Source organism: Halioglobus sp. Uisw_031 (genome assembly GCF_047729875.1).
Classification (GTDB): Bacteria; Pseudomonadota; Gammaproteobacteria; order Pseudomonadales; family Halieaceae; genus Marimicrobium.
This window is the reverse complement of sequence record NZ_CP159826.1, coordinates 1,923,059-1,947,536: the sequence shown is the minus strand read 5'-3', so window position 1 is coordinate 1,947,536 and position 24,478 is coordinate 1,923,059. Positions and strand designations below refer to the sequence as shown.

Here is a 24,478-nt window from a genome sequence, read left to right as displayed (position 1 = left end):
TTAGTTAATTATACGCTGGCGTCCAAGTCAGCTGGCAGTAAAGCGCTGCCCAGTATGGTCTGTCCATCCAGTGATTTCACGGAAATTCCCATACTGTGCACTAGCTGTCTGCTATAGCAAATCCGACCCAAAATACTACCGCTGCATAGGGCCAGTGCTGCCTCAGCCATCATTTCTACGGGTTCAGCCATATCTGGATTGCGTCTGGCAATATCACGAACATATTCGGCACCGGAAGTGAGAACGATATTCTCTGGTGCCAGCGTATTGACGTAGATGCCGTGTTCGGCAACCTCATGGGCTAGACCGCTAGAATATCGATTGAGAGCGGCCTTGGTGGCCCCGTAAGCCGTAATAACGTGAGCAGCAATGGGTGAGTCCCGATAGGGTACGATAGGCTGCTCACAGCTGTGAGAGCTGATATTCAAAATCCATCCAGCGCCTCGTTCACGCATGCTGGGCATTGCCTGCTGAGCCAGTTCTATGGGCACGTTGACATTGAGATCGTACATAAAATTGCGCTGTGCCGTTGTTACTGCACTCGGCAAAGTCATATCAGCAGCAGCGGCATTGTTAACGAGGATATCGATGGGGCCGAAAAATTGTGCAGCCTGCGCAAGCAGGTCTGCTCTTGCCTCTGTGTCTCTAAGGTCACAGGCGATTGCGGCTGCTTTACCGTGCTGCGCTTGTATAAGAGCTGCGGCTTCCTGCAGCGTTCCCTGCAGTTTTCCGTGTGCACCAAGGCGAGAGGCGCACAACACAACTGAGGCACCCTCCGCAGCAAATCGACGTGCGATCGCCAGCCCTATGCCTCTGCTTGCCCCGCTGATTAAAGCAGTTTTTCCTGCTAATGATTTCACGATTGCGACTCCCGCGGCCAATTATACTCGTCAAAGAAATCCGAAAGTTCCGTCTCGATACGTTCGCGCGATAGCTCATAGTCGTCGATACTGTATTCAAAGCGCGTATTATGCCCTCGTTCATTATTCTCCTGGGCTAATAACCAGTTATCAAACGTCTTCGAAACATTTATGCCCAGGCGGTGATAAATCTCCAGTACGGTTTTTCTCGGCTGCGTAGTGAGCTCGCGGTAGTCGACAACGACGCGAGATGACGCGGGATGTCGTTCGAGTACTTCATATGGGTGACGGAAAGTATCAAAGGAAATATCTGTCAGCATGCGCAAGGATTTCTCGAAGTCTTCACGTCGCCAACCTTTCGCGTGCCAGGTGACCTCTACGAGTTTGAGTACGCTGGGGATGCACTCGGTCGGATCTCGCATAACTACAACGATACGCGCATCGGGAAACGCTTCGATTAACGACTCAACCCAACCACTCATCACTGGATTTTTGCTCAGATGAACGCCATTGCCGCCGTTTAGCAGCAGTTGACGTTTAATGCATTCGCGGTAGTGATGCAGCCAACGACGCTTCTTTTTTTGTGGCATCTGGTCAACATGGAATAAGTCGATGATATCCATCATGGGCACATCCAGCGCCCATTGCTGGGTGACAAACGCTGCACGCATTACAAACTGATCTTCTTCGGAGTTCCAGAGGCTCATATCATGGATATGACGATACTTGCCGAACATTTTCTCGTCCCACACCTCCAATCTTTTTTTAATGGGACCACCGAGCAGGTGCTTGTCGACCCAACCCAGCGTGCGGATTATTTTTTTTTGTAGCAGGGAAGGGAAAAAAGTTTCCCAATACAGAAAATAGCTAAAAGATTCTCCATCCGAAGCCAGCAGTCGATGGGTTAGAGTGGATCCGCTGCGCGCATGACCGACAATAAAAACCGGCTGCTGCACTCGTTGTCGCCATAAGCGCGGAAAGAAAACGTAGTCCAGAACGAAGCATAAAGCGTGAAAGCTTGTGCTAAGCGGAACCCGGATGAGCAAGCGAAATAGCATGCGTCTGCGCCCTGGCCATTCCTTAAGTGTCCAGACGTGGCGGAGAACTCGCCAATAGTAATCGAAGTCAAAATACATTTGCTGGATGGCGTCCTGTTCTTTTGCGGCTTAGGCGACTTTGCCGGCTGCCGATATAGTGTACGGCTTAGACCTAATGAACCTATTATCTGTGTGGAGAGTTCAATAGATTTTTTATTGAGATGCACAATTATATCGCTATAGATGTCCTTGGGCACCAAAGTTTGCCAGTGAAAGCCCGGTAGATTGTTAATCGGGTATGAAATACTGGCATTATTCCGTTTTAGATGACGTCTGTTTGATACGTGGCCTTTTTTATACGATAAATTGTGTGTTCCAACGGCAGGGGACGCTAGATATGTTTGAGGTATTTGCCTCCACACCTGAAGGTATGGGGCCAGGAGACATTGGAGCCTATGCAGCACGTGCTGAAGCTATGGGTTTTAATGGTTTGCAAGTGCCAGATGCCGTTCATGATGGACTTCTGCTCTCTGCTATGGCGCTTAACGCGACTGAAAAACTGACGGTAACCACGGCTGTGCTGGTGGCCTTCGCCCGCAGCCCAATGGTTACTGCAATCGCTGCTTGGGATTTGCAGGAGATGTCAAAGGGCAGGTTTGAAGTCGGTTTAGGGACTCAGGTTCAAGCGAATATTGAAAAGCGTTACTCCGCACGCTGGGATTCTCCAGTGCCTCAGTTGCGCGAGTATGTGCAGGCGATGAAGGCGATTTTTCACAGTTTCCAGACCGGTGAGCGTCTGTCTTTTGAGGGTAAGCATTACACGCTGACGAAGTTACAACCCTTCTTTAACCCGGGACCGATTGAGCACCCTGATATTCCAATACTGTGTGGTGCGGTGGGTCCCGCGATGACCACGATGGTCGGTCGTATAGCTGATGGCATGATTACTCACCCCACCAATACACCCCCCGAATATATTCGTGAGGTCTGTCTGCCGCGTCTGCAGGGCGGCTTTGAGCGCGCGGATCGGTCCGGAGATGACTTTAAACTTGTGCTCGGACCTTTGACGGCTACAGGAAAGGATAAACAGCAAGTAGCTGTCGAATGGGAAAAAATGCGAAATCTACTTGGCTTTCTCTATTCTACGCCCGCATATTGGCCCAGTTTGGAGTTGTTTGGCTGGCAGGAAAAGGGGCAGCAATTACTCGATATGACCCGGCAAGGAAACTGGCAGAAAATGCCGAGTATCATCACTGATGAAATGCTGAGTAAATTTGTACCCTGCGGAACATACGGTGAAATCGCACAGATATTTCACTCCCGTTTCGGTGGTCTTGCCCATCGTATTACCTTTCCTATGCCGGAAAACCCCATAGATGATGAAGTCTGTGGTGTTGCCGTTAGGCAGCTGCAGGAATCTATTACGGCATAACGGAGCCCTTTTGCACGCTACAATTCGCTGTCGCTTTCGTCACAAAGCGTTCATGTCTTTATGACATTCGAGGCCCATTGTCAGTTTTCGTCATAAAGCTGCCATGTTTAACAGGAAATTGTCAGTTTTCGTCATAAAGCTGTCATGTTTAATTTGTAATCTTCCCGCAGTAAGAGTGAAGTACGTTTATTTCAACTGTCTATTGACTGGGAGACGAAGATGAAGAGGTTGGTTTTTGCAATTCTAGGCTTTGGCGTGATCAGCGCTTCGGGTGCTATTGCGCAAGTGCCTGAGGCGGAGTGGGAGCAGTTTAAGGCCCAATTTGCGCTAATGTCACAACGCGTGAATGCGCTCGAAATGGAGAATCAGCAGTTGCGGGCGCTAACGAACACTACGCTCATCGAAGAAAACCTGGAGGCGACCAACGCCGAGGTGGCCTCCCTACAGGAGTCGACCCGTAAGATGTCTTGGTCGGAGAGGATAAAGTGGAAAGGAGATTATCGATTTCGTTACGAGGCCATTGATCAAGAGGGGAAAGATGATCGCGACCGTTGGCGAATTCGTGCGCGCCCGGCTTTGGTGGCAAGGATCAACGACACGACAGAGGTCGGATTCGGTCTGGCCACGGGTTCTGATGACCCTGTTTCGAGCAACCAGACACTAGGAGATGGCGGCGCAAGCAAAAATATTAATCTTGATTTGGCTTACGCGACATGGAGACCGACAAACGAAACGTATGTGACGGGGGGCATTTTTGCCAACCCGTATTATAGACCCGATAAAAGTCAGTTGATTTTTGATGGGGACTTTCGTCAAGAGGGCCTTGCGGTGGGCTGGGCAAATGAGATGTTTTTTACCAATGTCGTGTATAACTTTATCGAAAGTGACAGCAAGAAGGGCGAATATGGGGTATGGGTGGCTCAGGCGGGCGCTAATTTTGAGCTTTTTGAGGACGCAACCTTGACCACTGCAGTGGGGTACCTTGATATACCAACGAAAGGCCAGAAAGCTATCTTCGACGGTCTATTTTTTGGCAACTCATCAGTCCCTGACGCTAATGGGGTTGAGGTCTATGAGTACGATTACACCGTCTATAACGCGTCATTAGCGCTAGCTTTGACGGCGTTTGACATGCCACTCAGTCTGTATGCGGATTACGTTAAAAATACTGACGCAGACGAGCTTAACACGGGTTATTTGGCTGGTGTTCGACTTGGTAAGGTCAAGAAAAAGGGTGACTGGCAGGTGCAATATCAATATGAAGATCTAGATGCGAATGCCACCTTAGGTGTGATTACAAACTCTGATTTTGCCGGGGGCGGCACCGATAATAAGGGAAGTAGCTTCTCTGCTGCATACGGGGTGGACGACAAATGGTATGTGGCTACCACCTATTATTTTGACAACACCAGAGGCGTTAAACTAGGCGACGATGTGAGCTACGATCGTATACAGCTCGATACTGGCTTTAAATATTAAGTCTTACTGTGCTGACCATTCATCGCGGCGCGGGCATCGGGTGATTTAGTACTAAAAGCCTCTGTCGCGAAACTTGCATCACAGAGGGGCTTGGGTACAATAGGCCCGCGTTTTAACGAACGCAAAAAGTTGTTGCGTCCCCTTCGTCTAGTGGTCCAGGACACTGCCCTTTCACGGCGGTAACAGGGGTTCGAACCCCCTAGGGGACGCCATTTTCAATGAAGCGCGGTACTGTTTCGGGCTTGCCGCCTAAATGGGTCGGTAAGCACGGCTCGGTCCAAGGTCAGGGCATATCATGAGTCGTTACTGGAGTGATGTGGTCAATACGCTGACGCCCTATCTGCCCGGCGAACAGCCCCTGCTCGACAAGTTGGTTAAACTGAACACCAACGAAAGTCCTTACCCACCATCCCCTCGTGTAATGGAGGCCATTAGTGCTGTCAGCGCTGATGCGTTACGGCTATACCCTGATCCCGAATCCGTTGCTCTCAGGCAAGCGATAGCCGCGCGTTTTGGTCTGCAGGCGGAGCAGGTCTTTGTGGGCAATGGGTCGGACGAGGTCATTGCCTTGGCATTTATGGCATTACTCAAGCACAGTCTGCCGCTGTATTTCCCCGACGTCAGTTACAGCTTCTATCCGGTTTGGTCTGCGATGTTTGATATCGCCTACCGTACTATTCCTTTAGACCAAGATTTTAGTATAGACCCTGCCGCCTACCCGGTAAAAAATGGGGGCATCATTATTCCTAACCCGAATGCACCCACCGGCATGCTGATGAGTTTGGATTCTATTCGCGCTTTGCTGCAAAGGAGTGCTGAGTCGGTAGTTGTTATAGACGAAGCCTATATCGATTTTGGCGGCGAATCTGCGACACAATTGATCGATGAATACGACAATCTTTTAGTCGTGCAGACGCTATCTAAATCTCGAGCACTAGCCGGCCTGAGGGTTGGGTTTGCCATGGGCAGTAAAACACTGATAGAGGCCCTTGGGCGCGTGAAGAATTCCTTTAACTCCTATCCATTGGACATTGTTGCGCAGCGGGCCGCTTTGGCGTCGATTGACGATGAGGACTATTTTCGCAATAGTTGCGAGCGAGTGATTAGTACACGTAAAATATTGTGTTCTGCGATGGCCGAACTCGGATTTGATGTATTGCCGTCAGGCGCCAATTTCATCTTGGCATCTCACCCGCAATATAGCGCCAGGAAATTATTTTCTGGCCTGAGGGATCAGGGCATACTCGTGCGGTATTTCGACAAGCCACGAATCGACAACCATCTTCGTATCACTATAGGCACCGATGAAGATAATAAGGCGTTGTTAATTGCGTTGAGAGCTCTGCTGGGTAATGACTGATGTGCGCGCGCGCTATTCACTGATACTTCTGTTGATGCCGCAGCTAACGAGAACTGGTCGTCCAATAATAAAAAATTAGAAGCTGCTTAGACTTTTTTTAGTATCAGGCTGCCGATGCTATAGCCTGCGCCAAAAGAGCATAGCACTCCCAAGTCCCCACTGCTCAAATCGGCCCGATGCTTATGAAACGCAATGATTGAACCGGCGGAACTAGTATTGGCATACTCATCGAGAATAATCGGCGCTTCATCAGCGCTAGCGTCTCGACCGAGAACGCGTTTGGAGATTAGTTGGTTCATGCTGAGGTTTGCCTGGTGAAGCCATAGTCGCTTGAGCTGATCGGGTGAAATGCCAAGGGATTCCAATTGGCCTGATATTTGAGCCGCGACTGCCGGACAAACCTCTTTGAATACTTTACGACCTTCCTGCATAAATAATTTGTCTTTTGCGCCGGTCCCGGACTCGTCGCCCCGGTTGAGGAAGCCAAAATTATTGCGAATATTGTTGGAGAAAATCGTTTGCAACTTGCTGTCTACGATACTGTATTGCTCATCACTGGTTGCGGTAGTCGCGCTCTCCACGATGATGGCGGTACATACGTCACCGAAAATAAAATGTGAGTCGCGATCAAGAAAGTTTAGATGGCCGCTGCAAATTTCAGGGTTGATTATTAATACGGATCGCGCGCTGCCGGCCCTGACCGCGTCTCGTGCTTGCTGAATACCGAAGGTGGCAGACGAACAGGCCACGTTCATGTCAAAACCGTATCCTTTGATCCCGAGCGCGTCCTGAATTTCAACGGCCATGGCAGGATAGGGGCGTTGCATATTAGACGCGGCGACTATCACAAAATCGATGTCAGCCGCTGTCTTACCAGCTGCTCTCATGGCATCTTGGGCTGCGGCCACGCCCATTTCACACTGTATCGATTGAACATCATTGGAACGCTCCGGCAAGCGCGGGGCCATCCGTTTCGGGTCGATAATCCCGTCTTTGTTCATCACATAGCGAGACTTGATCCCCGAGGCTTTCTCTACAAACTCCGCGGAAGATTGCTGCATGGCCGCCACTGTGCCTGCGGCGATTTGCTCTGCCTGTTCGACGTTGAAGTTGTCTGCGTAGGCATTAAACGAGGTCACCAGCTCTTCATTGCTGATGGATTCTGCCGGGGTAAAGAGGCCGGTTCCGCTGATAACGATGTCGGGCATTGTCATAAATCCCAGTAATTAACGACTATAGTCCACTGGCGACACTAAAAAATTTGATAGGACTTTTCAGTTTAATGAGCCAATTAGCGCTGACTAGTTGGAACGAAATCACGCTCGGTATAGCCCGTGTAGAGCTGCCGAGGGCGCCCGATCCGATAGCTGCCACTGATCATTTCATTCCAGTGAGCTATCCACCCTACCGTGCGACCTACCGCAAAGATCACCGTGAACATACTAGGGGGTATGCCGATCGCTTTGAGGATGATGCCAGAGTAAAAATCTACATTCGGGTACAACTTCTTTTCAATAAAGTACTCATCCGAAAGGGCTATCTCCTCAAGACGTTTTGCAATCTCTAACAGCGGATCATGCTCAATACCCAGTTCCGCGAGCACTTCGTCGGCGGCTTCTTTCATTACTTTGGCGCGGGGGTCAAAGTTTTTATACACTCGGTGACCAAAACCCATAAGCCGGAATGGGTCATCCTTGTCTTTAGCGCGAGCGACAAACTCTTCAATCCTGGAGACATCGCCGATTTCTTTTAGCATCTCAAGTACGGCCTCATTCGCGCCGCCATGCGATGGCCCCCAAAGCGCAGCAATGCCTGCGGCAATGCAAGCAAAAGGGTTGGCGCCAGAGGATCCGGCGAGACGCACGGTGGACGTCGAGGCATTTTGCTCATGGTCGGCATGCAGTAAAAAGATGCGATCCATTGCTTTGGCAAGCACGGGACTTATTGTGCTCGGTTCACAGGGATTGCCGAACATCATGTGAAGGAAGTTTTCTGCGTAGCTTAAGCTGTTGTCCGGATACATGAACGGCTGGCCTATGGAATACTTGTAACTCATTGCTGCTAGGGTGGGCATTTTGGCAATTAAGCGAAAGGCGGCGATTTCCCGGTGATGTTCGTCAGATATTTCCAGAGAATCATGGTAGAAGGCGGAGAGGGCGCCTACCACACCGCACATTACTGCCATTGGGTGGGCATCGCGACGAAAGCCGTTGAAGAAAGTGCATATCTGCTCGTTGACCATAGTGTGCAGCCCTACGGTGCTTAAAAAGTGCGCTTTCTGATCCGTAGTGGGAAGTTCACCGTACAGTAACAAGTAGCAGGTCTCGAGATAGTCGGACTGCTCTGCAAGCTGGCCGATGGGGTAGCCTCTGTGCAGAAGAATGCCTTTGGCGCCATCGATAAAAGTGATTTTGGATTCACAGGAGGCGGTGGAGACAAAACCGGGGTCGTAGGTAAACAGGCCTTGTGCGGTGAGGCCACCCACATCGACGACGTCAGGGCCTAAAGTGCCGGAATAAATTGGTAGCTCAATAGCATCGTCGATTCCGTCGATTTCTAGAGTTGCCTTTTTGTCGGTCATAAAGGGTCCTGAGTAGTGATTTGTGGCGGTGCACCACTATAAAGTCTCGGAAATTTTTGTCAATTGAACCCACGGCAATTGTGGTGAAAAGCCGAGAGTTGAATCTAGGTTCGTGCAACAGGGTTAACGAAGATCGACGGGGCTTACAGTAAACTTCATTTTGTGGCCCTTTACGATAACGGATTTGTATTTATGGCGCTAAATGCCTATAATCTCGCGCGTTTTAATTGTATCGCCATGGTCGTGGCTGGCCAACAGTCTTGGCCCTCGCCAATCCGATCAATCGCCCTACGGGCATCACACAGACGGTAGCTTACTTGTGAAAGATAAACGGCCTGTAAACTTAGACATCGGGTCCATGCGGCTCCCCATTACTGCATGGGCATCCATAACGCATCGCGCCACTGGCGTATTCCTGTTTGCCGGTATTGCCGTCTTGTTGTGGGCCCTGGACGCCAGCCTGTCTAGCGAGGCAAGCTTTGATGCGCTTCGGGAGAGCCTCATATTCAAGCTGGTGTTATGGGCCGTGGTCTCGGCGCTGATTTACCACTCTTTATCCGGAATAAAGCACTTTATTATGGACAGGGGTATCGGTGAAACTATGGAGGGGGGCATACTGGGTGTGCGCATCGCCTGGGCGCTTTCGGCAGTGCTGATTGTGTCGGCGGGGGCTTGGATATGGTGACTTCAGCGACGACCGCGAGCCGCACCGGTCTCTACGATTGGTTCATACAACGTGTAAGTGCAGTCATTCTGCTGGCTTACGTTCTTGTTTGTGTGGGCTGGATGCTGGCCAATAGTGGCTTTGGCTATACGCAATGGTCAGGGTTGTTTGCCCAGACTTGGATGAAGGTATTCAGCTTGCTTGCGCTGGTGGCCTTGGCTGGGCATGCCTGGGTCGGTCTGTGGGTGGTGTTCACTGACTACCTAACCGAACGTATGCTAGGGGCAGCGGGTAAAACCATTAGACTGTTAGCAGAGGGCGCGAGTGTCATCATAATGTTGGCGTATTTTGTCTGGGGAATTAAGATTTTGTGGGGTTTATAAAGATGGCGGCTATTCGCACTATTTCATTTGACGGTGTCATCGTTGGCGGCGGCGGCTCGGGTATGCGGGCGTCCCTGCAAATGGCTCAGTCTGGGTTCAAGACTGCGGTAATTTCAAAAGTCTTTCCAACACGATCACATACCGTATCAGCGCAGGGTGGTATCACCTGTGCCATCGCGTCAGCAGATCCTGATGATGATTGGCGCTGGCATATGTACGATACGGTGAAAGGCGCTGATTATATTGGCGATCAGGATGCGATCGAATATATGTGTAGCGTTGGCCCTGAGGCAATCTACGAGTTGGAGCACATGGGACTGCCATTTTCTCGCACCGAAGAGGGCCGTATTTATCAGCGCCCCTTTGGCGGGCAGTCAAAGGATTACGGTAAAGGCGGTCAAGCCGCGCGCACCTGTGCCGCAGCTGACCGCACCGGGCACGCGCTGCTGCACACCCTTTATCAGAGTAACCTGAAGAATGAGACCGTATTCCTAAACGAATGGTATGCCACTGATCTGGTGAAGAATCAGGACGGCTCCGTCGTAGGGGTTATCGCTATCTGTATAGAAACGGGTGAAACCGTCTATGTGAAGTCTAAGGCTACCGTCCTTGCCACTGGTGGGGCAGGTCGGATCTATGCGTCTACAACGAATGCGCACATTAATACCGGAGACGGCATTGGGATGGCCCTGCGTGCGGGTTTCCCGGTACAGGACATTGAGATGTGGCAGTTTCATCCGACCGGAATTGCCGGAGCGGGCACGTTGGTCACTGAGGGTTGCCGTGGAGAGGGTGGCTATCTCATCAACAAGGACGGTGAGCGTTTTATGGAGCGTTATGCGCCCAACTCCAAAGATTTAGCAGGACGTGACGTTGTGGCTCGCTCGATGGTGAAGGAGATACTAGAGGGGCGCGGCTGCGGCCCCGATGGCGACCATGTCTATCTCAAGCTGGATCATCTGGGTGAGGAGGTTTTAGAGAGCCGTTTACCCGGTATTTGCGAATTGTCTCGGACTTTTGCTCATGTGGATCCGACAAAAGAGCCGATTCCTGTTGTGCCCACCTGTCATTACATGATGGGCGGCATACCGACAAATGTTAACGGACAGGCTATCAGCGTTGATCAAAACGGCGAAGACTTTATTATCCCTGGTCTTTACGCCTGCGGCGAAGCGGCCTGTGTCTCTGTGCACGGTGCTAACCGGCTAGGCGGTAACTCGCTGCTTGACCTGGTGGTATTTGGGCGAGCCTCCGGTTTGTTTATTGAGAAGTCTCTGCGTGAGGGTATCGAGTTGCGCGATGCGTCTGACACGGATATAGAGCGGGCAATGTCTCGCCTGAACAAACTGAATAACTCCACCGGTGGAGAGAAAGCGGGGGAGTTACGTAAAGAATTGCAGAATACGATGCAGAACTACTTCGGCGTATTCCGTAACGGGCCTTTGATGCAGACGGGGATTACTAAGCTAGCCGATTTGCGTGAGCGGATTGAAAATGCCGAGTTGTCTGACAAGAGCGATGTCTTTAACACAGCTCGAATAGAGGTCCTTGAGTTGCAGAATCTTTTAGAGGTCGCTGAGGCTACTGCAATTGCCGCCGAAGATCGCAAAGAGAGCCGCGGTGCCCACGCTCGTGACGACTTTGATTCACGCGACGATGAAAACTGGCTTTGCCATTCGATGTACTTTGCTGATAGCAAGCGCGTGAGTAAACGCGGCGTGAACTTTGAGCCAAAAACAGTCCCAACATTTCAACCGACAGTACGCAGTTATTAAGAGGCGCTAATCATGTTGCAAGTCAGTATTTATCGCTATAACCCGGAAATCGACGCTGAACCTTATATGCAGGATGTCCAGGTAGAGACCGGCGGCAAGGATCTTATGGTCCTCGACGTGATGGAGTTGATCAAGGCTGAGGATGAAACCGTCGTCTACAGGCGCTCTTGTCGTGAGGGTGTGTGCGGCTCCGATGGCGTCAACATGAATGGCACGAATGGACTTGCCTGTGTGACGCCGCTATCCAAAGCAGTGAGAAAAAACAAGCTGGTGCTGCGTCCTTTGCCGGGTCTGCCGGTCATTCGCGACTTAGTGGTCGATATGAGCCTGTTTTATGCACAGTATGAAAAAGTGCAGCCTTACCTGCAGAATCAGTCACCAGCCCCTGCTATAGAGCGGCTGCAGAGCCCCGAAGAGCGGGAAAAACTGGACGGTCTCTATGAGTGTATTCTCTGCGCATGTTGCTCTACTGCCTGCCCGTCTTTTTGGTGGAATCCAGACAAATTTATAGGCCCAGCTGGCTTGTTACAGGCCTACCGCTTTCTCGCTGACACTCGCGATACCGCCACGGATGAGCGTCTGGCTCGCCTGGCCGACCCGTTTAGCGTCTTTCGCTGCCATGGTATTCAGGCTTGCGTGAATGTGTGTCCCAAAGGCTTGAACCCTACGCGGGCGATTGGGCACATACGAAACATGCTCTTGTCGCGCGCGACATAACATTAGGATTTATAGTTAATAGATTGATTTCAAACAAATTTTTTAAATTTATGACAGCACGGTACCTTGCTGCTAAAAAGAAGCCTCATATCTGAACTCAGGGGCACAGCGTGCGTTTCTCGTGGTCCATCGGTGTGTGGATGAGTAGCACTAGTCGATTGAGCCCCGGGAGGGGTCCAGATGCAAAATAGTTCCATAGAGTTGCTGCGGCAAAGCTCTCATATTTCTGGTGGTAACGCCACGTATGTAGAGGATTTGTACGAGTCTTATCTGAAGGATCCTAATGGGGTGCCTGAGCAGTGGCGAGATTACTTCGACAAGCTTCCGATGGTGCCGTCAGAGATTATCCAGCTTGAAGATGTTCCCCACTCGGTAATTCGCGAGCGTTTTGCTCAGATCAGTAAAATGCGTGTGCGCACTGAAGCCACCGTGCAGTATGATTCAAAGGCCACCGATTACGAGCGCAAGCAGGTTTGTGTGGTGCAATTGATTTCTGCCTATCGTCAGCGCGGCCATCAAAAAGCGAAACTTGATCCATTAGGAATTGCCCAGCGCGAGCAGGTAGCCGACCTAGAGCTAGGCTTTCACCATTTGTCGTCTGCCGACTTTGATACGGTTTTCCAGGCCGGTAGTTTGCATATCGGCAAAGCTGATGCCACGTTGGGTGAGATATACGAGGCACTTGAGAGAACCTATTGCCATACGATTGGTGCCGAGTTTATGCACATAGTCGATACCACTGAGCGGCACTGGGTTATGCAGAGAATGGAGTCTGTGCGTTCTGCACCAGATTATGGCAAGGAAGTACGCTTGCAATTGCTGAATCTCCTCATAAATGCAGAGGGTCTAGAAAAGTCCCTGGCGTCTAAGTATCCCGGCACTAAACGTTTCGGACTCGAGGGCGGGGAGAGCCTGATTCCTATGCTGTCAGAGATGGTGCAACGCTGTGGCGCGTATCGGGCAAAGGAAATTGTCATTGGCATGGCCCACCGTGGCAGGCTCAATGTGCTGATCAATATATTCGGAAAAAACCCCTCGGAGTTGTTTGACGAATTTGAGGGTAGGGCGCAGTACGAAAGTTCTGGCGACGTAAAGTATCATCAGGGTTTTTCTTCTAATATGATGACCACGGGAGGAGAGGTTCATCTCGCGTTATCCTTTAACCCGTCGCATTTGGAGATTGTATCCCCGGTTGTAGAGGGTTCTGTGCGTGCACGTCAGGAACGACGTCTCGACGCGTCAGGTGATCTTGTGGTCCCTATTGTTCTGCATGGCGATGCAGCTTTTGCCGGGCAAGGCGTGGTGATGGAGACGTTTCAGATGTCTCAGACCCGCGGGTATAAAACCGGTGGCACGATCCACATTGTGCTGAATAATCAAGTCGGATTCACCACACATGAGCGAGAGGATGCCCGTTCAACAGAGTACTGTACCGACGTTGCGAAAATGGTTCAGGCGCCGATATTCCACGTCAATGCAGATGACCCAGAAGCGGTGTTGTTCGTCACACAATTGGCCGTTGACTATCGTACTGAATTTAACAAAGACGTGGTGATTGATCTTATCTGCTATCGCCGTCGGGGTCATAACGAAGCGGACGAACCCTCGGTAACACAGCCGTTGATGTACAAGGTCATTAGCAAGCACAAAACGACTCAGGACTTGTATGCAGAGAAGCTCGTCAGCGAAGGGCTCATCACAGAGGCCGAGGTTGAGGCTTTGGTGGAGCGTTACAGGGACGCTTTAGATCGTGGCGCCCCGTTGGTCAGCAGTCTGGTATCTGAGCCGAACAAGTCGTTGTTTGTCGATTGGTCGCCCTATCTGGGACACGACTGGAGGTTGCAGTGCGACACCAGTATCGACATCCAGGCCTTGCAGTCACTGGCTCATACTACCAATCTTTCGCCGGATGGTTTTCCGTTGCAACGTCAGGTATCCAAAATATTGGAAGACCGTCGTAAAATGGCCGCCGGAGCGATGCCGATCAACTGGGGCTTTGCAGAAAATCTTGCTTATGCATCATTGCTGCAAGAGGGAAGCCCCATCAGGTTGACGGGACAAGACGTAGGGCGCGGCACCTTCTCCCATCGTCATGCGGTGCTGCACAATCAAAGTGATGGCAGTACCTATATTCCTTTGCAGCACATCAGTGAATCACAGGCAAAGTTCAGTATTTACGATTCATTGCTGTCAGAAGAGGCTGTGCTTGCTTTTGAATATGGCTATTCCACCACGTTACCCCAAGGCCTCGTAATCTGGGAAGCCCAGTTTGGCGATTTCGCCAACGGTGCACAGGTCGTCATTGATCAATTTATTACCAGTGGTGAGAACAAATGGTCGCGTTTGTGCGGTCTAACGATGTTGTTGCCGCATGGCTACGAGGGGCAGGGTCCAGAGCACTCATCCGCAAGGCTGGAACGCTTCATGCAGTTATGTGCAGAGCATAATATTCAGGTCTGCGCCCCGACCACGCCGGCGCAGGTGTTCCATATGCTGAGGCGACAGGCTATCCGTCCGCTACGTAAGCCGCTGGTGGTGATGTCGCCCAAAAGTCTGCTGCGCCATAAAGAAGCGATTTCCACTATTGAGGATCTTGCCGGGGGCAGATTCTATAATGTAATGGATGAAATCGATGATCTGGATAAGTCGAAGGTTCAGCGTATTATCCTTTGCAGCGGTAAAGTATTCTACGATTTGCTTGCGGTCAGGCGAGAGCGCCAACTGAACCATATCGCCATTTTGCGCCTTGAGCAGTTGTATCCTTTCCCTGAGGACGAGTTACTGCAGATACTGGCGGACTCATACCCCAATATTGTCGATGCGGTTTGGTGTCAGGAAGAGCCGATGAATCAGGGCTCCTGGTATGCCAGCCAGCACCATATGCGCAGAGTAATACAGCGCCATAAAGTGGATGTGTATCTGCGCTATGTCGGACGTGATTCATCTGCCGCTGCCGCTGCCGGCTACATGGCATTGCATATCGCGCAGTTGGAACAGTTTATTGATGAAGCTCTCGGAGAAATGCCTTGGGGTTACTGACAACAAGCGGATTTTTTTAAAGGAAATGAGATGACTATTGAAATAAAGGCACCTGCCTTTCCCGAGTCTATTGCGGACGGGGAAGTGGCTGCCTGGCACAAGTCGGAAGGCGACACGGTGTCAAGGGATGAGCTGATCGTCGAGATAGAGACGGACAAAGTGGTATTGGAGGTGGTTGCTCCTGTGGATGGTGTGATCACAAAAATCCATGCTGTGGTAGGTGAGACAATTGAAGGTGAACAGCTCCTTGCTACACTTGCTGAAAAAAAATCCGCAGCGCTTTCGTCTCCGCCCGCACAAGCAAGTCTCGCGGCATCAGGTGACAATGCTTCAGAACCGTCTTCAGCGGAGTTACTTGGACCCGCTGCTCGGTTGTTGGTTGACGAGCATAAGCTCGATGTCAGCGCAATAACGGGCACAGGAAAGAATGGACGCATTACCAAGGAAGACATTCTCAAATTTATAAAAGCTCGAGAAGCCAAATCCGCGGCAACTACCACGGCTTCTGTCGAGCCCTCCGCGACTATCGACAAGGAGCCGCCGTCAGTTAGCCCTTCCGGCGAGCGAGTAGAGAGACGGGTGCCCATGACCCGTATGCGAGCCAGAATAGCCGAGCGGTTGCTTAACGCTACGCATGAAACAGCGATGCTCAGCACGTTTAACGAGGTGAATATGGCGCCTGTGATGGCGTTGCGTAAAAAGTATAAGGATCAATTCGAAAAAACGCATAACGGAACGCGCCTTGGATTTATGGGATTTTTTGTCAAAGCCGCCTGTGAAGCGCTGAAACGATTCCCGGCTGTTAATGCGTCTGTTGACGGCAATGATATCGTATACCACGGCTACCAGGATATTGGTGTAGCGGTTTCGACTGAGGGCGGACTTGTGGTCCCGGTCATGCGCGATGCTGACTTTATGAGCCTGGCCGATATTGAGGCTGCGATCAGAGATATGGGGCTGCGCGCCAAAGACAATAAGTTGACCATTGAGGATATGACGGGCGGTACGTTTACGGTAACCAACGGCGGCGTATTCGGTTCTTTGTTGTCGACACCTATCCTCAACCCGCCGCAAACGGGTATTCTGGGTATGCACAAAATTCAGGAACGTCCAATGGCTGTCGATGGTCAGGTGGTGATTCTACCCATGATGTATTTGGCGTTGACCTACGATCACCGGCTCATCGACGGCAAGACCGCCGTACAGTTTCTGGTCGCTATCAAGGATCTTATTGAAGATCCCGCTCGAATTTTGCTGCAATTATAGGAACATGAATGCTTGTGAGTTTGCACACAGAGATACAGTAACCTGTCTGTCGTAAAGACACCTTTAGTGGGAATGACGATGCCTGAAAAATATGATGTAGTAATAATTGGATCAGGGCCTGCCGGCTATGTTGCAGCTATTAAGGCCGCGCAACTGGGGTTGAAGGTTGCCTGTGTTGAGCAGTGGCTGGATGACAGTGACAATATGCAGTTGGGCGGCACGTGTCTCAACGTCGGCTGTATCCCGTCCAAGGCGTTACTCGACAGCAGTCACAAGTTTGCTGATGTTCGGGATAATTTAGCGGTGCATGGGATAACGGTAAAGAAGGCCGACATTGATATACCCGCCATGCTGGCTCGCAAGGATCAGATCGTCTCGCAACTGACCGGTGGCATAACGGGGCTTTTTAAACACAACGGTGTTACACCCATCTCCGGCGTCGGAAAGGTCCTTGTCGGCGCGAAAGTTGAAGTGACCGATAACAAAGGCAATGTCCAAGTGTTGGATGCAAGTAATGTCATTATTGCTGCCGGCTCAGTACCGGTCAGTATTGCCCCCGCACCGATAGACGATGAACACATTATCGACTCTACCGGTGCACTCATGCTGACAGAAGTCCCCGTCCGTCTCGGCGTTATCGGCGCTGGAGTCATCGGTTTGGAACTGGGCAGTGTCTGGCGTCGCCTCGGATCGGAGGTTGTCATGTTGGAGGCGCTGGACGAATTCTTGCCGATGATGGATGTACAGATTGCCAAAGAGGCAGGCAAGATCTTCAAGAAACAGGGACTGGATATACGCCTTGGTGCCCGAGTGATCGGTACAGAAGTCAAAAAGGGCAAAGTTGAGGTTACGTACACCAGCGCAGGTGGCGAACACACAGAGTTATTCGATAAGCTGATTGTTGCGGTAGGACGCAGACCCCGCTCGGAAGACTTATTTTCGTCTGACAGTGGCATCACTTTAGACGAGCGTGGTTTTATCTACGTCAATGACAATTGCGAAACTGAAGCACCCCATGTGTATGCTGTGGGTGATATAGTGCGCGGCCTTATGCTGGCACACAAGGCGTCGGAAGAAGGCGTGATGGTGGTTGAGCGTATCGCCGGCAAGCAGGCGCAGATGAACTATGACTGTGTTCCCTCGGTCATCTATACGCATCCGGAAATTGCTGCTGTAGGGCAAACTGAGCAGGAATTAAAAGCGGATGGTATTGAGTGCAAGATAGGGGTGTTCCCTTTCGCAGCAAGCGGGAGGGCCCTGGCGGCCAATGATTCTGATGGTATTGTGAAAATGATTGCGGATGCTGAGACAGATCGCATACTCGGGTGTCATATCGTAGGCCCATCTGCAGCGGATCTGGTGCAGCAGGTGGTCATAGCGATGGAGTTTGGATCCAGTGCAGAGGATCTGGCGCTCACCGTCTTCGGTCACCCAACCTTGTCTGAGGCGGTGCATGAAGCGGCCTTGGCAGTAGATGGACAAGCTATTCATATTGCGAATCGAAAGAAGCGCTAGAAAAATTCGTTCGAGTGCGTACAACATAATAAGTTACTGACGCGCGCGGATACTCAGCGGGTTTGTTTGGCAGGGATGTCGTTGCCAAATAACCTTAACGTATAACAGTTAAGAATTGATAACAGGATAGAACATGAATCTTCACGAGTATCAGGGTAAGCAGTTGTTTGCCGAGTATGGGTTGCCAGTATCCAAGGGATACGCTGTAGACACCCCAGAGGAAGCAATGGCGGCAGCGGATAAGATCGGCGGCGACATGTGGGTTGTCAAAGCTCAGGTGCATGCCGGGGGACGTGGCAAGGCTGGGGGGGTCAAACTGGTCAAAACCAAAGCTGATATCGAAGCCTTTGCCAAACAATGGCTGGGTAAGAGACTGGTCACCTACCAGACGGATGAAACGGGACAACCTGTCAGCAAAATCCTGGTAGAAACCTGCACCGATATTGCCGATGAGTTGTATCTTGGTGCTGTCGTCGACCGCTCTTCACGTCGTATTGTTTTTATGGCGTCTACCGAGGGTGGTGTTGAAATTGAGAAAGTCGCGGAAGAATCTCCGGAAAAGATATTGCGCACCACAATTGACCCGCTAACAGGAGCGCAGCCCTATCAGGGACGAGAGTTGGCTTTTAAGTTGGGATTGTCAGGAGAGCAGATCAAGCAGTTCGTGAAGATTTTTATGGGTCTGGCCCAGTTGTTTGTCGATAAAGATTTGGCACTGATTGAGATTAATCCTCTGGTGATAACCGAGCAAGGTGACCTGCATTGCCTAGATGCCAAGCTTGGTGTCGATAGCAACGCGCTGTATCGCCAGCCTGAATTACGTGGAATGCACGACACCAGCCAGGAAGACGAACGCGAAGTGCATGCCGCTAAATGGGAATTGAACTACGTCGCTCTCGACGGCAATATCGGGTGCATGGTCAACGGCGCTGGCCTTGCCATGGGAACGATGGATATTGTGGCACTGCATGGCGGATTTCCGGCTAACTTTTTGGATGTTGGGGGCGGTGCCACCAAGGAGCGCGTATCAGAGGCGTTCAAAATCATTTTGTCTGACGACAAGGTAAAAGCCGTGCTTATTAATATCTTCGGCGGCATCGTACGCTGCGACCTTATTGCTGAAGGCGTTATCGGTGCGGTTGAAGAAATTGGTGTGCAGGTGCCGGTTGTCGTGCGGCTAGAGGGCAACAATGCCGAACTAGGGCGACAGGTTTTGGCCGACAGTGGATTGAACATTATCGCCGCCACCAGCCTCACGGACGCTGCCCAGCAGGCAGTTAAAGCAGCGGGAGGAGCAGCCTAATGAGTATTCTTATCGACAAAAACACCAAGGTCATTTGTCAGGGTTTCACTGGTTCTCAGGGGACGTTTCACTCCGAGCAGGCGATTGCCTATGGCACTAAGATGGTTGGAGGTGTTACCCCCGGCAAAGGTGGTCAAGAGCATTTGGGGCTGCCGGTCTTTAACACAGTGGCAGAGGCGGTAGCTGCAACGGGTGCGCAAGCTTCAGTTATTTATGTTCCAGCCCCTTTTTGCAAAGACTCGATTCTCGAGGCGGCCAACAGCGGAATCAAGCTAATCGTGTGTATTACCGAGGGTATTGCAACGCTAGACATGCTTCAAGCCAAGGTAAAGTGCGATGAACTGGGCGTGCGCCTGATCGGGCCTAATTGTCCGGGCGTGATCACTCCTGGCGAATGCAAAATTGGCATTATGCCCGGTCATATTCACCTGCCTGGGAAGGTGGGTATTGTGTCTCGCTCGGGCACTCTGACGTATGAGGCGGTCAAGCAGACAACGGATGCCGGTTTTGGGCAGTCTACCTGTGTCGGTATCGGCGGAGATCCGATTCCGGGGTCCAACTTTATCGATATTCTCGAAATGTTCCAGAATGACCCCGCTACCGAAGCGATTGTGATGATCGGCGAAATTGGCGGTTCGGCAGAAGAAGAGGCCGCAGCGTATATCAAGGCAAGCGTGACGAAGCCGGTAGTCTCTTACATTGCTGGCGTTACTGCGCCCACAGGTAAGCGCATGGGGCACGCGGGAGCGATCATTTCGGGTGGCAAGGGCACTGCTGACGAGAAGTTTGCAGCCCTCGAAGATGCCGGTGTAAAGACCGTTCGCAGTTTGGCAGAAATTGGTACTGCTCTGGCCGAGGTTACGGGCTGGTAAGCTATTACTCAGCTACGAAAATGATGGAGGGCTGGTCGCGAGACGAGCCCTTTTTTTTTGCCCTGACTTAGGCTCCCACGGGCGGCTATTTACCCCGCAAAAACAATACTATCTCCTGCTAGCGGCTACATCGCTGGGCTTCAGAAGGTTGCCGTGGGTAGGCTGGCAGGACCCCGCAGCACGCAATCGATTGCAATGCCTCACTTGAAATAGGCTCGGTCCACCCCCATATCAGAGGCAGTGTACATATTCCGTTAAATCAACACCTTAGAAACGAGGTTACCATGACTGCTGATGTGAAAAAAGAGACGCTTGGCTTCCAGACCGAAGCAAAGCAATTGCTTCACCTTATGATCCACTCCTTGTATAGCAACAAGGAGATCTTCATGCGTGAGTTAATATCCAACGCCAGTGATGCCATCGACAAGCTGCGTTTTGCCGCACTCGCCGATGATGCCTTGCTGGAAGGGCAGGGAGACTATGCAATACAGATAGATCTCGATAAAAAGGCCAATACCATTACCATCAGCGATAATGGCATTGGTATGAATCGGGACGAGGTGATTGAAAACCTAGGGACCATTGCCAAGTCGGGTACTGCTTCGTTTCTAGAAAGCCTCACCGGCGATGAACGCAAAGATTCTCAGTTAATTGGTCAGTTCGGCGTCGGTTTTTATTCCGGTTTTATCGTTGCCGACCGTGTTCAGGTACATACCCGTAAAGCTGGCGAGTCAGCTGACGCCGGAGTGTTGTGGGAATCCTGTGGCGAGGCAGAATTTTCTATCGAGTCGAAGACCAGGGAAACGCGCGGCACCAGCATCACTCTGTCGCTGAAAAAGGACTGCAAAGAATTCGCTGACGATTTTCGCGTGCGCAGCGTGATCAAGAAATACTCAGATCATATATCAGTGCCGGTGATGATGTTAAAGCCACCTGCACCATCCGCTGAAGACGACGACGCTGTAAGCGATGCGGATGCCGCTATTGAGTTCGAGGCAGTCAATGAGGCGAGTGCGCTCTGGATGCGCGGGCGCACAGAGGTAAAGAGTGACGAGTACAAAGCGTTTTACAAACACGTCTCTCACGACTATGAAGACCCTCTGACTTGGAGTCACAACAAGGTTGAGGGCAAGCTTGAATACACTAGCCTGCTTTACATCCCCGCAAAAGCCCCGTTTGATCTGTGGAATCGCGAAATGTCGCGCGGACTTAAGCTGTATGTTCAACGCACGTTTATTATGGATGATGCTGAACAGTTTTTACCGCTGTATCTTCGCTTTATCAAAGGCGTCGTAGACTCCAACGATTTATCCCTGAATGTGTCGCGTGAAATTCTGCAACAGGATCCTGCTGTCGAGAGTATGCGCAATGCGCTGACTAAGCGTGTCTTGGATATGCTGGGCAAAATGGCGAAGGCGAAAAAAGGGAATGATTACGCCACATTTTGGAAGCATTTTGGCACCGTGTTGAAAGAGGGGCCAGCGGAGGACACGACCAATCAGGTGAAGATCGCCAAACTGTTGCGGTTCAGCACAACTCACACAGATCTAGAAGAGCAGGATCAAGCTCTGGAAGACTATGTGGCGCGCATGCAGGAAAAACAGGAAAAAATCTATTATGTCGTTGCAGAGAATTTCAATACGGCTAAGAAAAGTCCTCATCTGGAAGTGTTTCGGAAAAAGGGCATCGAAGTGTTGCTGCTGTCAGACCGTGTTGATGACTGGCTGATGAATCACTTGCGCGAGTTTGATGGCAAGCAATTCCAGGATGTCGCGCGCGGTGCGCTAGAGCTCGCGGGAGACTCGGAGGAGGAGAAGCAAGCTCAGGAAACACTTACCAAAGAATCAGAGGCATTGGTAGAACGTGTCTCTAAAGCCTTGGAAAACAGGGTCAGTGAGGTCCGGGCGACGGCTCGTCTTACCGATTCAGCAGCCTGTCTTGTAGTAGGGGATTTTGATATGGGTTCCCAGATGCGTCGCATTATGGAAGCTGCGGGTCAGGAAATGCCTGAGGCAAAACCGATACTGGAAATTAATCCTGCACATCCACTGGCGGAAATGCTTGATCAAGAACCTGACGAAGACCGTTTCGAGAGCCTAGCCAACATCATATTCGACCAGGCCACTCTGGTGGAGGGTGGGCAGCTAGACGATCCGGCAGACTATGTCTCCAGGATGAACAAGCTGTTGGTGGAGATGAGGCAGGCCTGAACATCCGCCGCAGTTTAGACTCGAGATTCACAGCACGATGATATTGACTATATGGCGGCATGGTGAAGCTGAGGACGGTATAAACGACCGCCTGCGGCAGCTTACCAGTGGCGGTCGCGATGATGTCAGTTTTGGCTGTAGTCAGTTTCACGCGGCTTGCAGCGTCAGAGGCATCCCGCAGCCGCAAAGAATACTGCACAGCCCCTGGGTGCGAACGGTACAGACAGCGGAGATTATTGCCGCTGCCTTTTCACCGTGTACAGTCGCTGCTGAGCAGGCCTTGCATCCGGGCAGTGAAGTGGTCGCTGTGGATGCGGCTATCTGCGCTCACGGAACACAAGAGCACATAGTGGTAGTGTCACACCAACCGCTGGTGTCGGCGGTCTTGGATCACTACCTCGGCGGGGTGGGGAGTGTGCCGTTTCTCACTGCGGGCGGTCTGGTGACGATGTCACTGGACATGGTCGCTCCAGGCTGTGGAAACCGGGTATTCTGGGCGTTCCCGCCGACTTACAAGGAGACTATTTAGTGTCTGATAGTTCCGTTTTTCGTTCTGCAGTCCCACTGGAATGGCATGTAAATGGGCTTAAGCTGGCGGGCCTGTCGTGGGGCGACCCAAGTGGCAGGCCCCTGCTCGCGCTTCACGGGTGGCTGGATAATGCCGCCAGCTTTTCTCAATTGGCACCGCTGCTGACGGATTTTTACGTGGTCGCTGTGGATCTTACCGGTCATGGCCAGAGCGCGCGCCGTTCGGCAGACGCCAGCTACCAGATATGGGATGATCTCCCCGAAATTCTCGGCATACTCAAAGCATTGGGCTGGAACACATTCGACCTTGTGGGGCATTCTCGCGGCGCTATTATCGCTACGCTGCTCGCCAGCGCTTATCCTGAACGAGTGCGCCATCTCGTATTGCTCGACGCAGTGACCCCGCAACCGGTTGCGGAGGGTGCCTTTCCTCTTCAAATGCGCAAGGCGCTAGAGGATAAGCCGCGTTTGCACAATCGTGCTAACAGAGTTTTTGCCTGTTTAGAGGAGGCAGTCGCTTCCCGCACGCGTAACGGCTTGTCTGAGAGCGCCGCTAAACAATTAGTGGAGCGCAATTTACATGCCTGCTCGGGAGGAATGACCTGGACCACGGACCCAAGGCTGCAAGGCGCTTCAGCCGTTAAGTTGACTGAGGCTCAGATTAGGGCAGTATTGGGAGCATTGGATATGCCAACGTTGTTGATGCGAGCTGGAGATACTGCGCATCAAGCCTCAAAATATATTGAGTCTGTGCAACGGAGCATCGACAATCTTGTCGTATACACGATCAAAGGCGGGCACCATTTTCATATGGAGTCTGGCGTCGGCGAGGTAGCGCAGCATATGGAGCATTTTTTGTCAGAGACGAACAAAACGGAGTCCGCACTATAGTGAGTAAATTTAGCCACATTTTGATCAGCGTAATAGTCACTCTCATGTCATTTGCAGGGAGTGTGGCAAACGCTGCTGAGCCAACGTTAGAGATGCTGTTGGAACAGCTGAGCGAGTATCCTCACGCGAAACAGGTTGCATTTTCAGAGCAACAGGTTGTAGACCATGAGGTAGGCCTTGGCGCCATACAAAAAATGCGCGGAGAATGGCGTTTCAAAGATAGCGAGCGGCTTACTGGAACACTGCTCAGCTATACTTGGCAAATTGTAGACGGCTTTACCTCGGCTGCAGTGATGGATGAGTTGTTGGGCTCTCTGGCGAAAGAAGAAGGGGCTATTGCGTTATTCGAATGTAAGGGTCGCGCTTGTGGTAAGGGGGTACAGTGGGCCAATCGCGTATTTGGCGAGCGACTGCTGTATGGCAGAGAAGATTTACAGCAGTATCGGGTGTACGCCTTTCAGGCAGAAAGAGCCTACCGTCTCGTTGGCTACAGCGCCGCTCGCACTGCAGACCGGCAATACTTGCGCGTTGATTTAATACGAATAGATGATTAGCGTCCTAGCACA

Annotated in this window: 20 protein-coding genes and 1 tRNA gene; 17 read left to right on the top strand and 4 right to left on the bottom strand. The window is 51.3% G+C overall.

Going from position 1 to position 24,478, the window contains the following annotated elements:
• Window positions 1–8 precede the first annotated feature (8 nt).
• The gene (locus tag ABXT62_RS08885; protein WP_415354883.1) at window positions 9–860 is read right to left on the bottom strand and encodes an SDR family NAD(P)-dependent oxidoreductase; all 852 of its coding nucleotides are present in this window, start codon (window positions 858–860) and stop codon (window positions 9–11) included.
• Window positions 857–1,816 (bottom strand): sulfotransferase family protein, encoded by a 960-nt coding sequence (locus tag ABXT62_RS08880; RefSeq protein WP_415354882.1) that lies wholly within the window; start codon window positions 1,814–1,816, stop codon window positions 857–859. The genes ABXT62_RS08885 and ABXT62_RS08880 overlap by 4 nt, the downstream gene beginning before the upstream one ends.
• Window positions 1,817–2,294: 478 nt before the next feature.
• Here ABXT62_RS08880 and ABXT62_RS08875 point away from each other — a divergent pair, with 478 nt between their 5' ends.
• The 4 genes from ABXT62_RS08875 (at window position 2,295) to hisC (ending at window position 6,168) form a co-directional block, all read left to right on the top strand.
• Window positions 2,295–3,329, top strand: coding sequence for a TIGR03617 family F420-dependent LLM class oxidoreductase (locus tag ABXT62_RS08875; RefSeq protein ID WP_415354881.1), 1,035 nt, complete (start codon window positions 2,295–2,297; stop codon window positions 3,327–3,329).
• A gap of 219 nt (window positions 3,330–3,548) precedes the next feature.
• The gene (locus ABXT62_RS08870; RefSeq protein WP_415354880.1) at window positions 3,549–4,808 is read left to right on the top strand and encodes a putative porin; all 1,260 of its coding nucleotides are present in this window, start codon (window positions 3,549–3,551) and stop codon (window positions 4,806–4,808) included.
• A gap of 136 nt (window positions 4,809–4,944) precedes the next feature.
• Window positions 4,945–5,020 (top strand) — tRNA-Glu (locus tag ABXT62_RS08865).
• A gap of 83 nt (window positions 5,021–5,103) precedes the next feature.
• Window positions 5,104–6,168 carry a histidinol-phosphate transaminase gene (gene hisC, locus ABXT62_RS08860; protein ID WP_415354879.1) on the top strand — a complete coding sequence of 355 codons (1,065 nt, stop codon included), beginning with the start codon at window positions 5,104–5,106 and terminating at the stop codon, window positions 6,166–6,168.
• A gap of 86 nt (window positions 6,169–6,254) precedes the next feature.
• Here hisC and ABXT62_RS08855 read toward each other — a convergent pair whose 3' ends face one another.
• Both ABXT62_RS08855 and gltA read right to left on the bottom strand, forming a co-directional pair.
• Window positions 6,255–7,382, bottom strand: coding sequence for a beta-ketoacyl-ACP synthase III (locus ABXT62_RS08855; RefSeq protein WP_415354878.1), 1,128 nt, complete (start codon window positions 7,380–7,382; stop codon window positions 6,255–6,257).
• Between the two features lie 77 nt (window positions 7,383–7,459).
• On the bottom strand, window positions 7,460–8,749 hold the full coding sequence (gltA, locus tag ABXT62_RS08850; RefSeq protein ID WP_415354877.1) for a citrate synthase: 1,290 nt from the start codon (window positions 8,747–8,749) through the stop codon (window positions 7,460–7,462).
• 319 nt (window positions 8,750–9,068) lie between these two features.
• Here gltA and sdhC point away from each other — a divergent pair, with 319 nt between their 5' ends.
• The 13 genes from sdhC (at window position 9,069) to ABXT62_RS08785 (ending at window position 24,466) form a co-directional block, all read left to right on the top strand.
• The gene (sdhC, locus tag ABXT62_RS08845) at window positions 9,069–9,434 is read left to right on the top strand and encodes a succinate dehydrogenase, cytochrome b556 subunit (RefSeq protein WP_415354876.1); all 366 of its coding nucleotides are present in this window, start codon (window positions 9,069–9,071) and stop codon (window positions 9,432–9,434) included.
• Window positions 9,428–9,796: a succinate dehydrogenase, hydrophobic membrane anchor protein gene (gene sdhD / locus ABXT62_RS08840; RefSeq protein ID WP_415354875.1), complete on the top strand. Its 369-nt coding sequence runs from the start codon at window positions 9,428–9,430 to the stop codon at window positions 9,794–9,796. Before sdhC ends, sdhD begins: the two co-directional genes overlap by 7 nt.
• Before the next feature lie 2 nt (window positions 9,797–9,798).
• Window positions 9,799–11,571, top strand: a complete 1,773-nt coding sequence (sdhA, locus tag ABXT62_RS08835) for a succinate dehydrogenase flavoprotein subunit (RefSeq protein WP_415358185.1) — start codon at window positions 9,799–9,801, stop codon at window positions 11,569–11,571.
• Window positions 11,572–11,583: 12 nt separating this feature from the next.
• A complete protein-coding gene (locus ABXT62_RS08830) occupies window positions 11,584–12,288 on the top strand; it encodes a succinate dehydrogenase iron-sulfur subunit (protein WP_415354874.1) in 705 nt (234 codons plus the stop codon).
• 180 nt (window positions 12,289–12,468) lie between these two features.
• A complete protein-coding gene (locus ABXT62_RS08825; RefSeq protein WP_415354873.1) occupies window positions 12,469–15,327 on the top strand; it encodes a 2-oxoglutarate dehydrogenase E1 component in 2,859 nt (952 codons plus the stop codon).
• Between the two features lie 30 nt (window positions 15,328–15,357).
• Window positions 15,358–16,593, top strand: coding sequence for a 2-oxoglutarate dehydrogenase complex dihydrolipoyllysine-residue succinyltransferase (odhB, locus tag ABXT62_RS08820; protein WP_415354872.1), 1,236 nt, complete (start codon window positions 15,358–15,360; stop codon window positions 16,591–16,593).
• Between the two features lie 78 nt (window positions 16,594–16,671).
• Complete coding sequence (gene lpdA, locus ABXT62_RS08815; protein WP_415354871.1) at window positions 16,672–18,108, top strand: dihydrolipoyl dehydrogenase; 1,437 nt, start codon at window positions 16,672–16,674, stop codon at window positions 18,106–18,108.
• Between the two features lie 133 nt (window positions 18,109–18,241).
• Window positions 18,242–19,411, top strand: a complete 1,170-nt coding sequence (gene sucC, locus ABXT62_RS08810) for an ADP-forming succinate--CoA ligase subunit beta (RefSeq protein WP_415354870.1) — start codon at window positions 18,242–18,244, stop codon at window positions 19,409–19,411.
• Window positions 19,411–20,283, top strand: a complete 873-nt coding sequence (gene sucD / locus ABXT62_RS08805) for a succinate--CoA ligase subunit alpha (RefSeq protein ID WP_415354869.1) — start codon at window positions 19,411–19,413, stop codon at window positions 20,281–20,283. Before sucC ends, sucD begins: the two co-directional genes overlap by 1 nt.
• Before the next feature lie 284 nt (window positions 20,284–20,567).
• Entirely contained in the window at window positions 20,568–22,493 is a 1,926-nt protein-coding gene (gene htpG / locus ABXT62_RS08800; RefSeq protein WP_415354868.1) for a molecular chaperone HtpG, read from the top strand.
• Between the two features lie 37 nt (window positions 22,494–22,530).
• Entirely contained in the window at window positions 22,531–23,022 is a 492-nt protein-coding gene (locus ABXT62_RS08795; protein WP_415354867.1) for a SixA phosphatase family protein, read from the top strand.
• The gene (locus ABXT62_RS08790) at window positions 23,022–23,912 is read left to right on the top strand and encodes an alpha/beta fold hydrolase (protein ID WP_415354866.1); all 891 of its coding nucleotides are present in this window, start codon (window positions 23,022–23,024) and stop codon (window positions 23,910–23,912) included. The genes ABXT62_RS08795 and ABXT62_RS08790 overlap by 1 nt, the downstream gene beginning before the upstream one ends.
• Window positions 23,912–24,466 (top strand): DUF4892 domain-containing protein, encoded by a 555-nt coding sequence (locus tag ABXT62_RS08785; RefSeq protein ID WP_415354865.1) that lies wholly within the window; start codon window positions 23,912–23,914, stop codon window positions 24,464–24,466. Before ABXT62_RS08790 ends, ABXT62_RS08785 begins: the two co-directional genes overlap by 1 nt.
• Window positions 24,467–24,478: the final 12 nt, after the last annotated feature.

Bases quoted from the DNA above. Each gene is read 5' to 3' on its own strand.
- ABXT62_RS08875 (WP_415354881.1), top strand. From the start codon at position 2,295: ATGTTTGAGGTATTTGCCTCCACACCTGAAGGTATGGGGCCAGGAGAC.
- ABXT62_RS08870 (WP_415354880.1), top strand. From the start codon at position 3,549: ATGAAGAGGTTGGTTTTTGCAATTCTAGGCTTTGGCGTGATCAGCGCT.
- hisC (WP_415354879.1), top strand. From the start codon at position 5,104: ATGAGTCGTTACTGGAGTGATGTGGTCAATACGCTGACGCCCTATCTG.
- ABXT62_RS08855 (WP_415354878.1), bottom strand. From the start codon at position 7,382: ATGACAATGCCCGACATCGTTATCAGCGGAACCGGCCTCTTTACCCCG.
- gltA (WP_415354877.1), bottom strand. From the start codon at position 8,749: ATGACCGACAAAAAGGCAACTCTAGAAATCGACGGAATCGACGATGCT.
- sdhD (WP_415354875.1), top strand. From the start codon at position 9,428: ATGGTGACTTCAGCGACGACCGCGAGCCGCACCGGTCTCTACGATTGG.
- sdhA (WP_415358185.1), top strand. From the start codon at position 9,799: ATGGCGGCTATTCGCACTATTTCATTTGACGGTGTCATCGTTGGCGGC.
- ABXT62_RS08830 (WP_415354874.1), top strand. From the start codon at position 11,584: ATGTTGCAAGTCAGTATTTATCGCTATAACCCGGAAATCGACGCTGAA.
- ABXT62_RS08825 (WP_415354873.1), top strand. From the start codon at position 12,469: ATGCAAAATAGTTCCATAGAGTTGCTGCGGCAAAGCTCTCATATTTCT.
- odhB (WP_415354872.1), top strand. From the start codon at position 15,358: ATGACTATTGAAATAAAGGCACCTGCCTTTCCCGAGTCTATTGCGGAC.
- lpdA (WP_415354871.1), top strand. From the start codon at position 16,672: ATGCCTGAAAAATATGATGTAGTAATAATTGGATCAGGGCCTGCCGGC.
- sucC (WP_415354870.1), top strand. From the start codon at position 18,242: ATGAATCTTCACGAGTATCAGGGTAAGCAGTTGTTTGCCGAGTATGGG.
- sucD (WP_415354869.1), top strand. From the start codon at position 19,411: ATGAGTATTCTTATCGACAAAAACACCAAGGTCATTTGTCAGGGTTTC.
- htpG (WP_415354868.1), top strand. From the start codon at position 20,568: ATGACTGCTGATGTGAAAAAAGAGACGCTTGGCTTCCAGACCGAAGCA.
- ABXT62_RS08795 (WP_415354867.1), top strand. From the start codon at position 22,531: ATGATATTGACTATATGGCGGCATGGTGAAGCTGAGGACGGTATAAAC.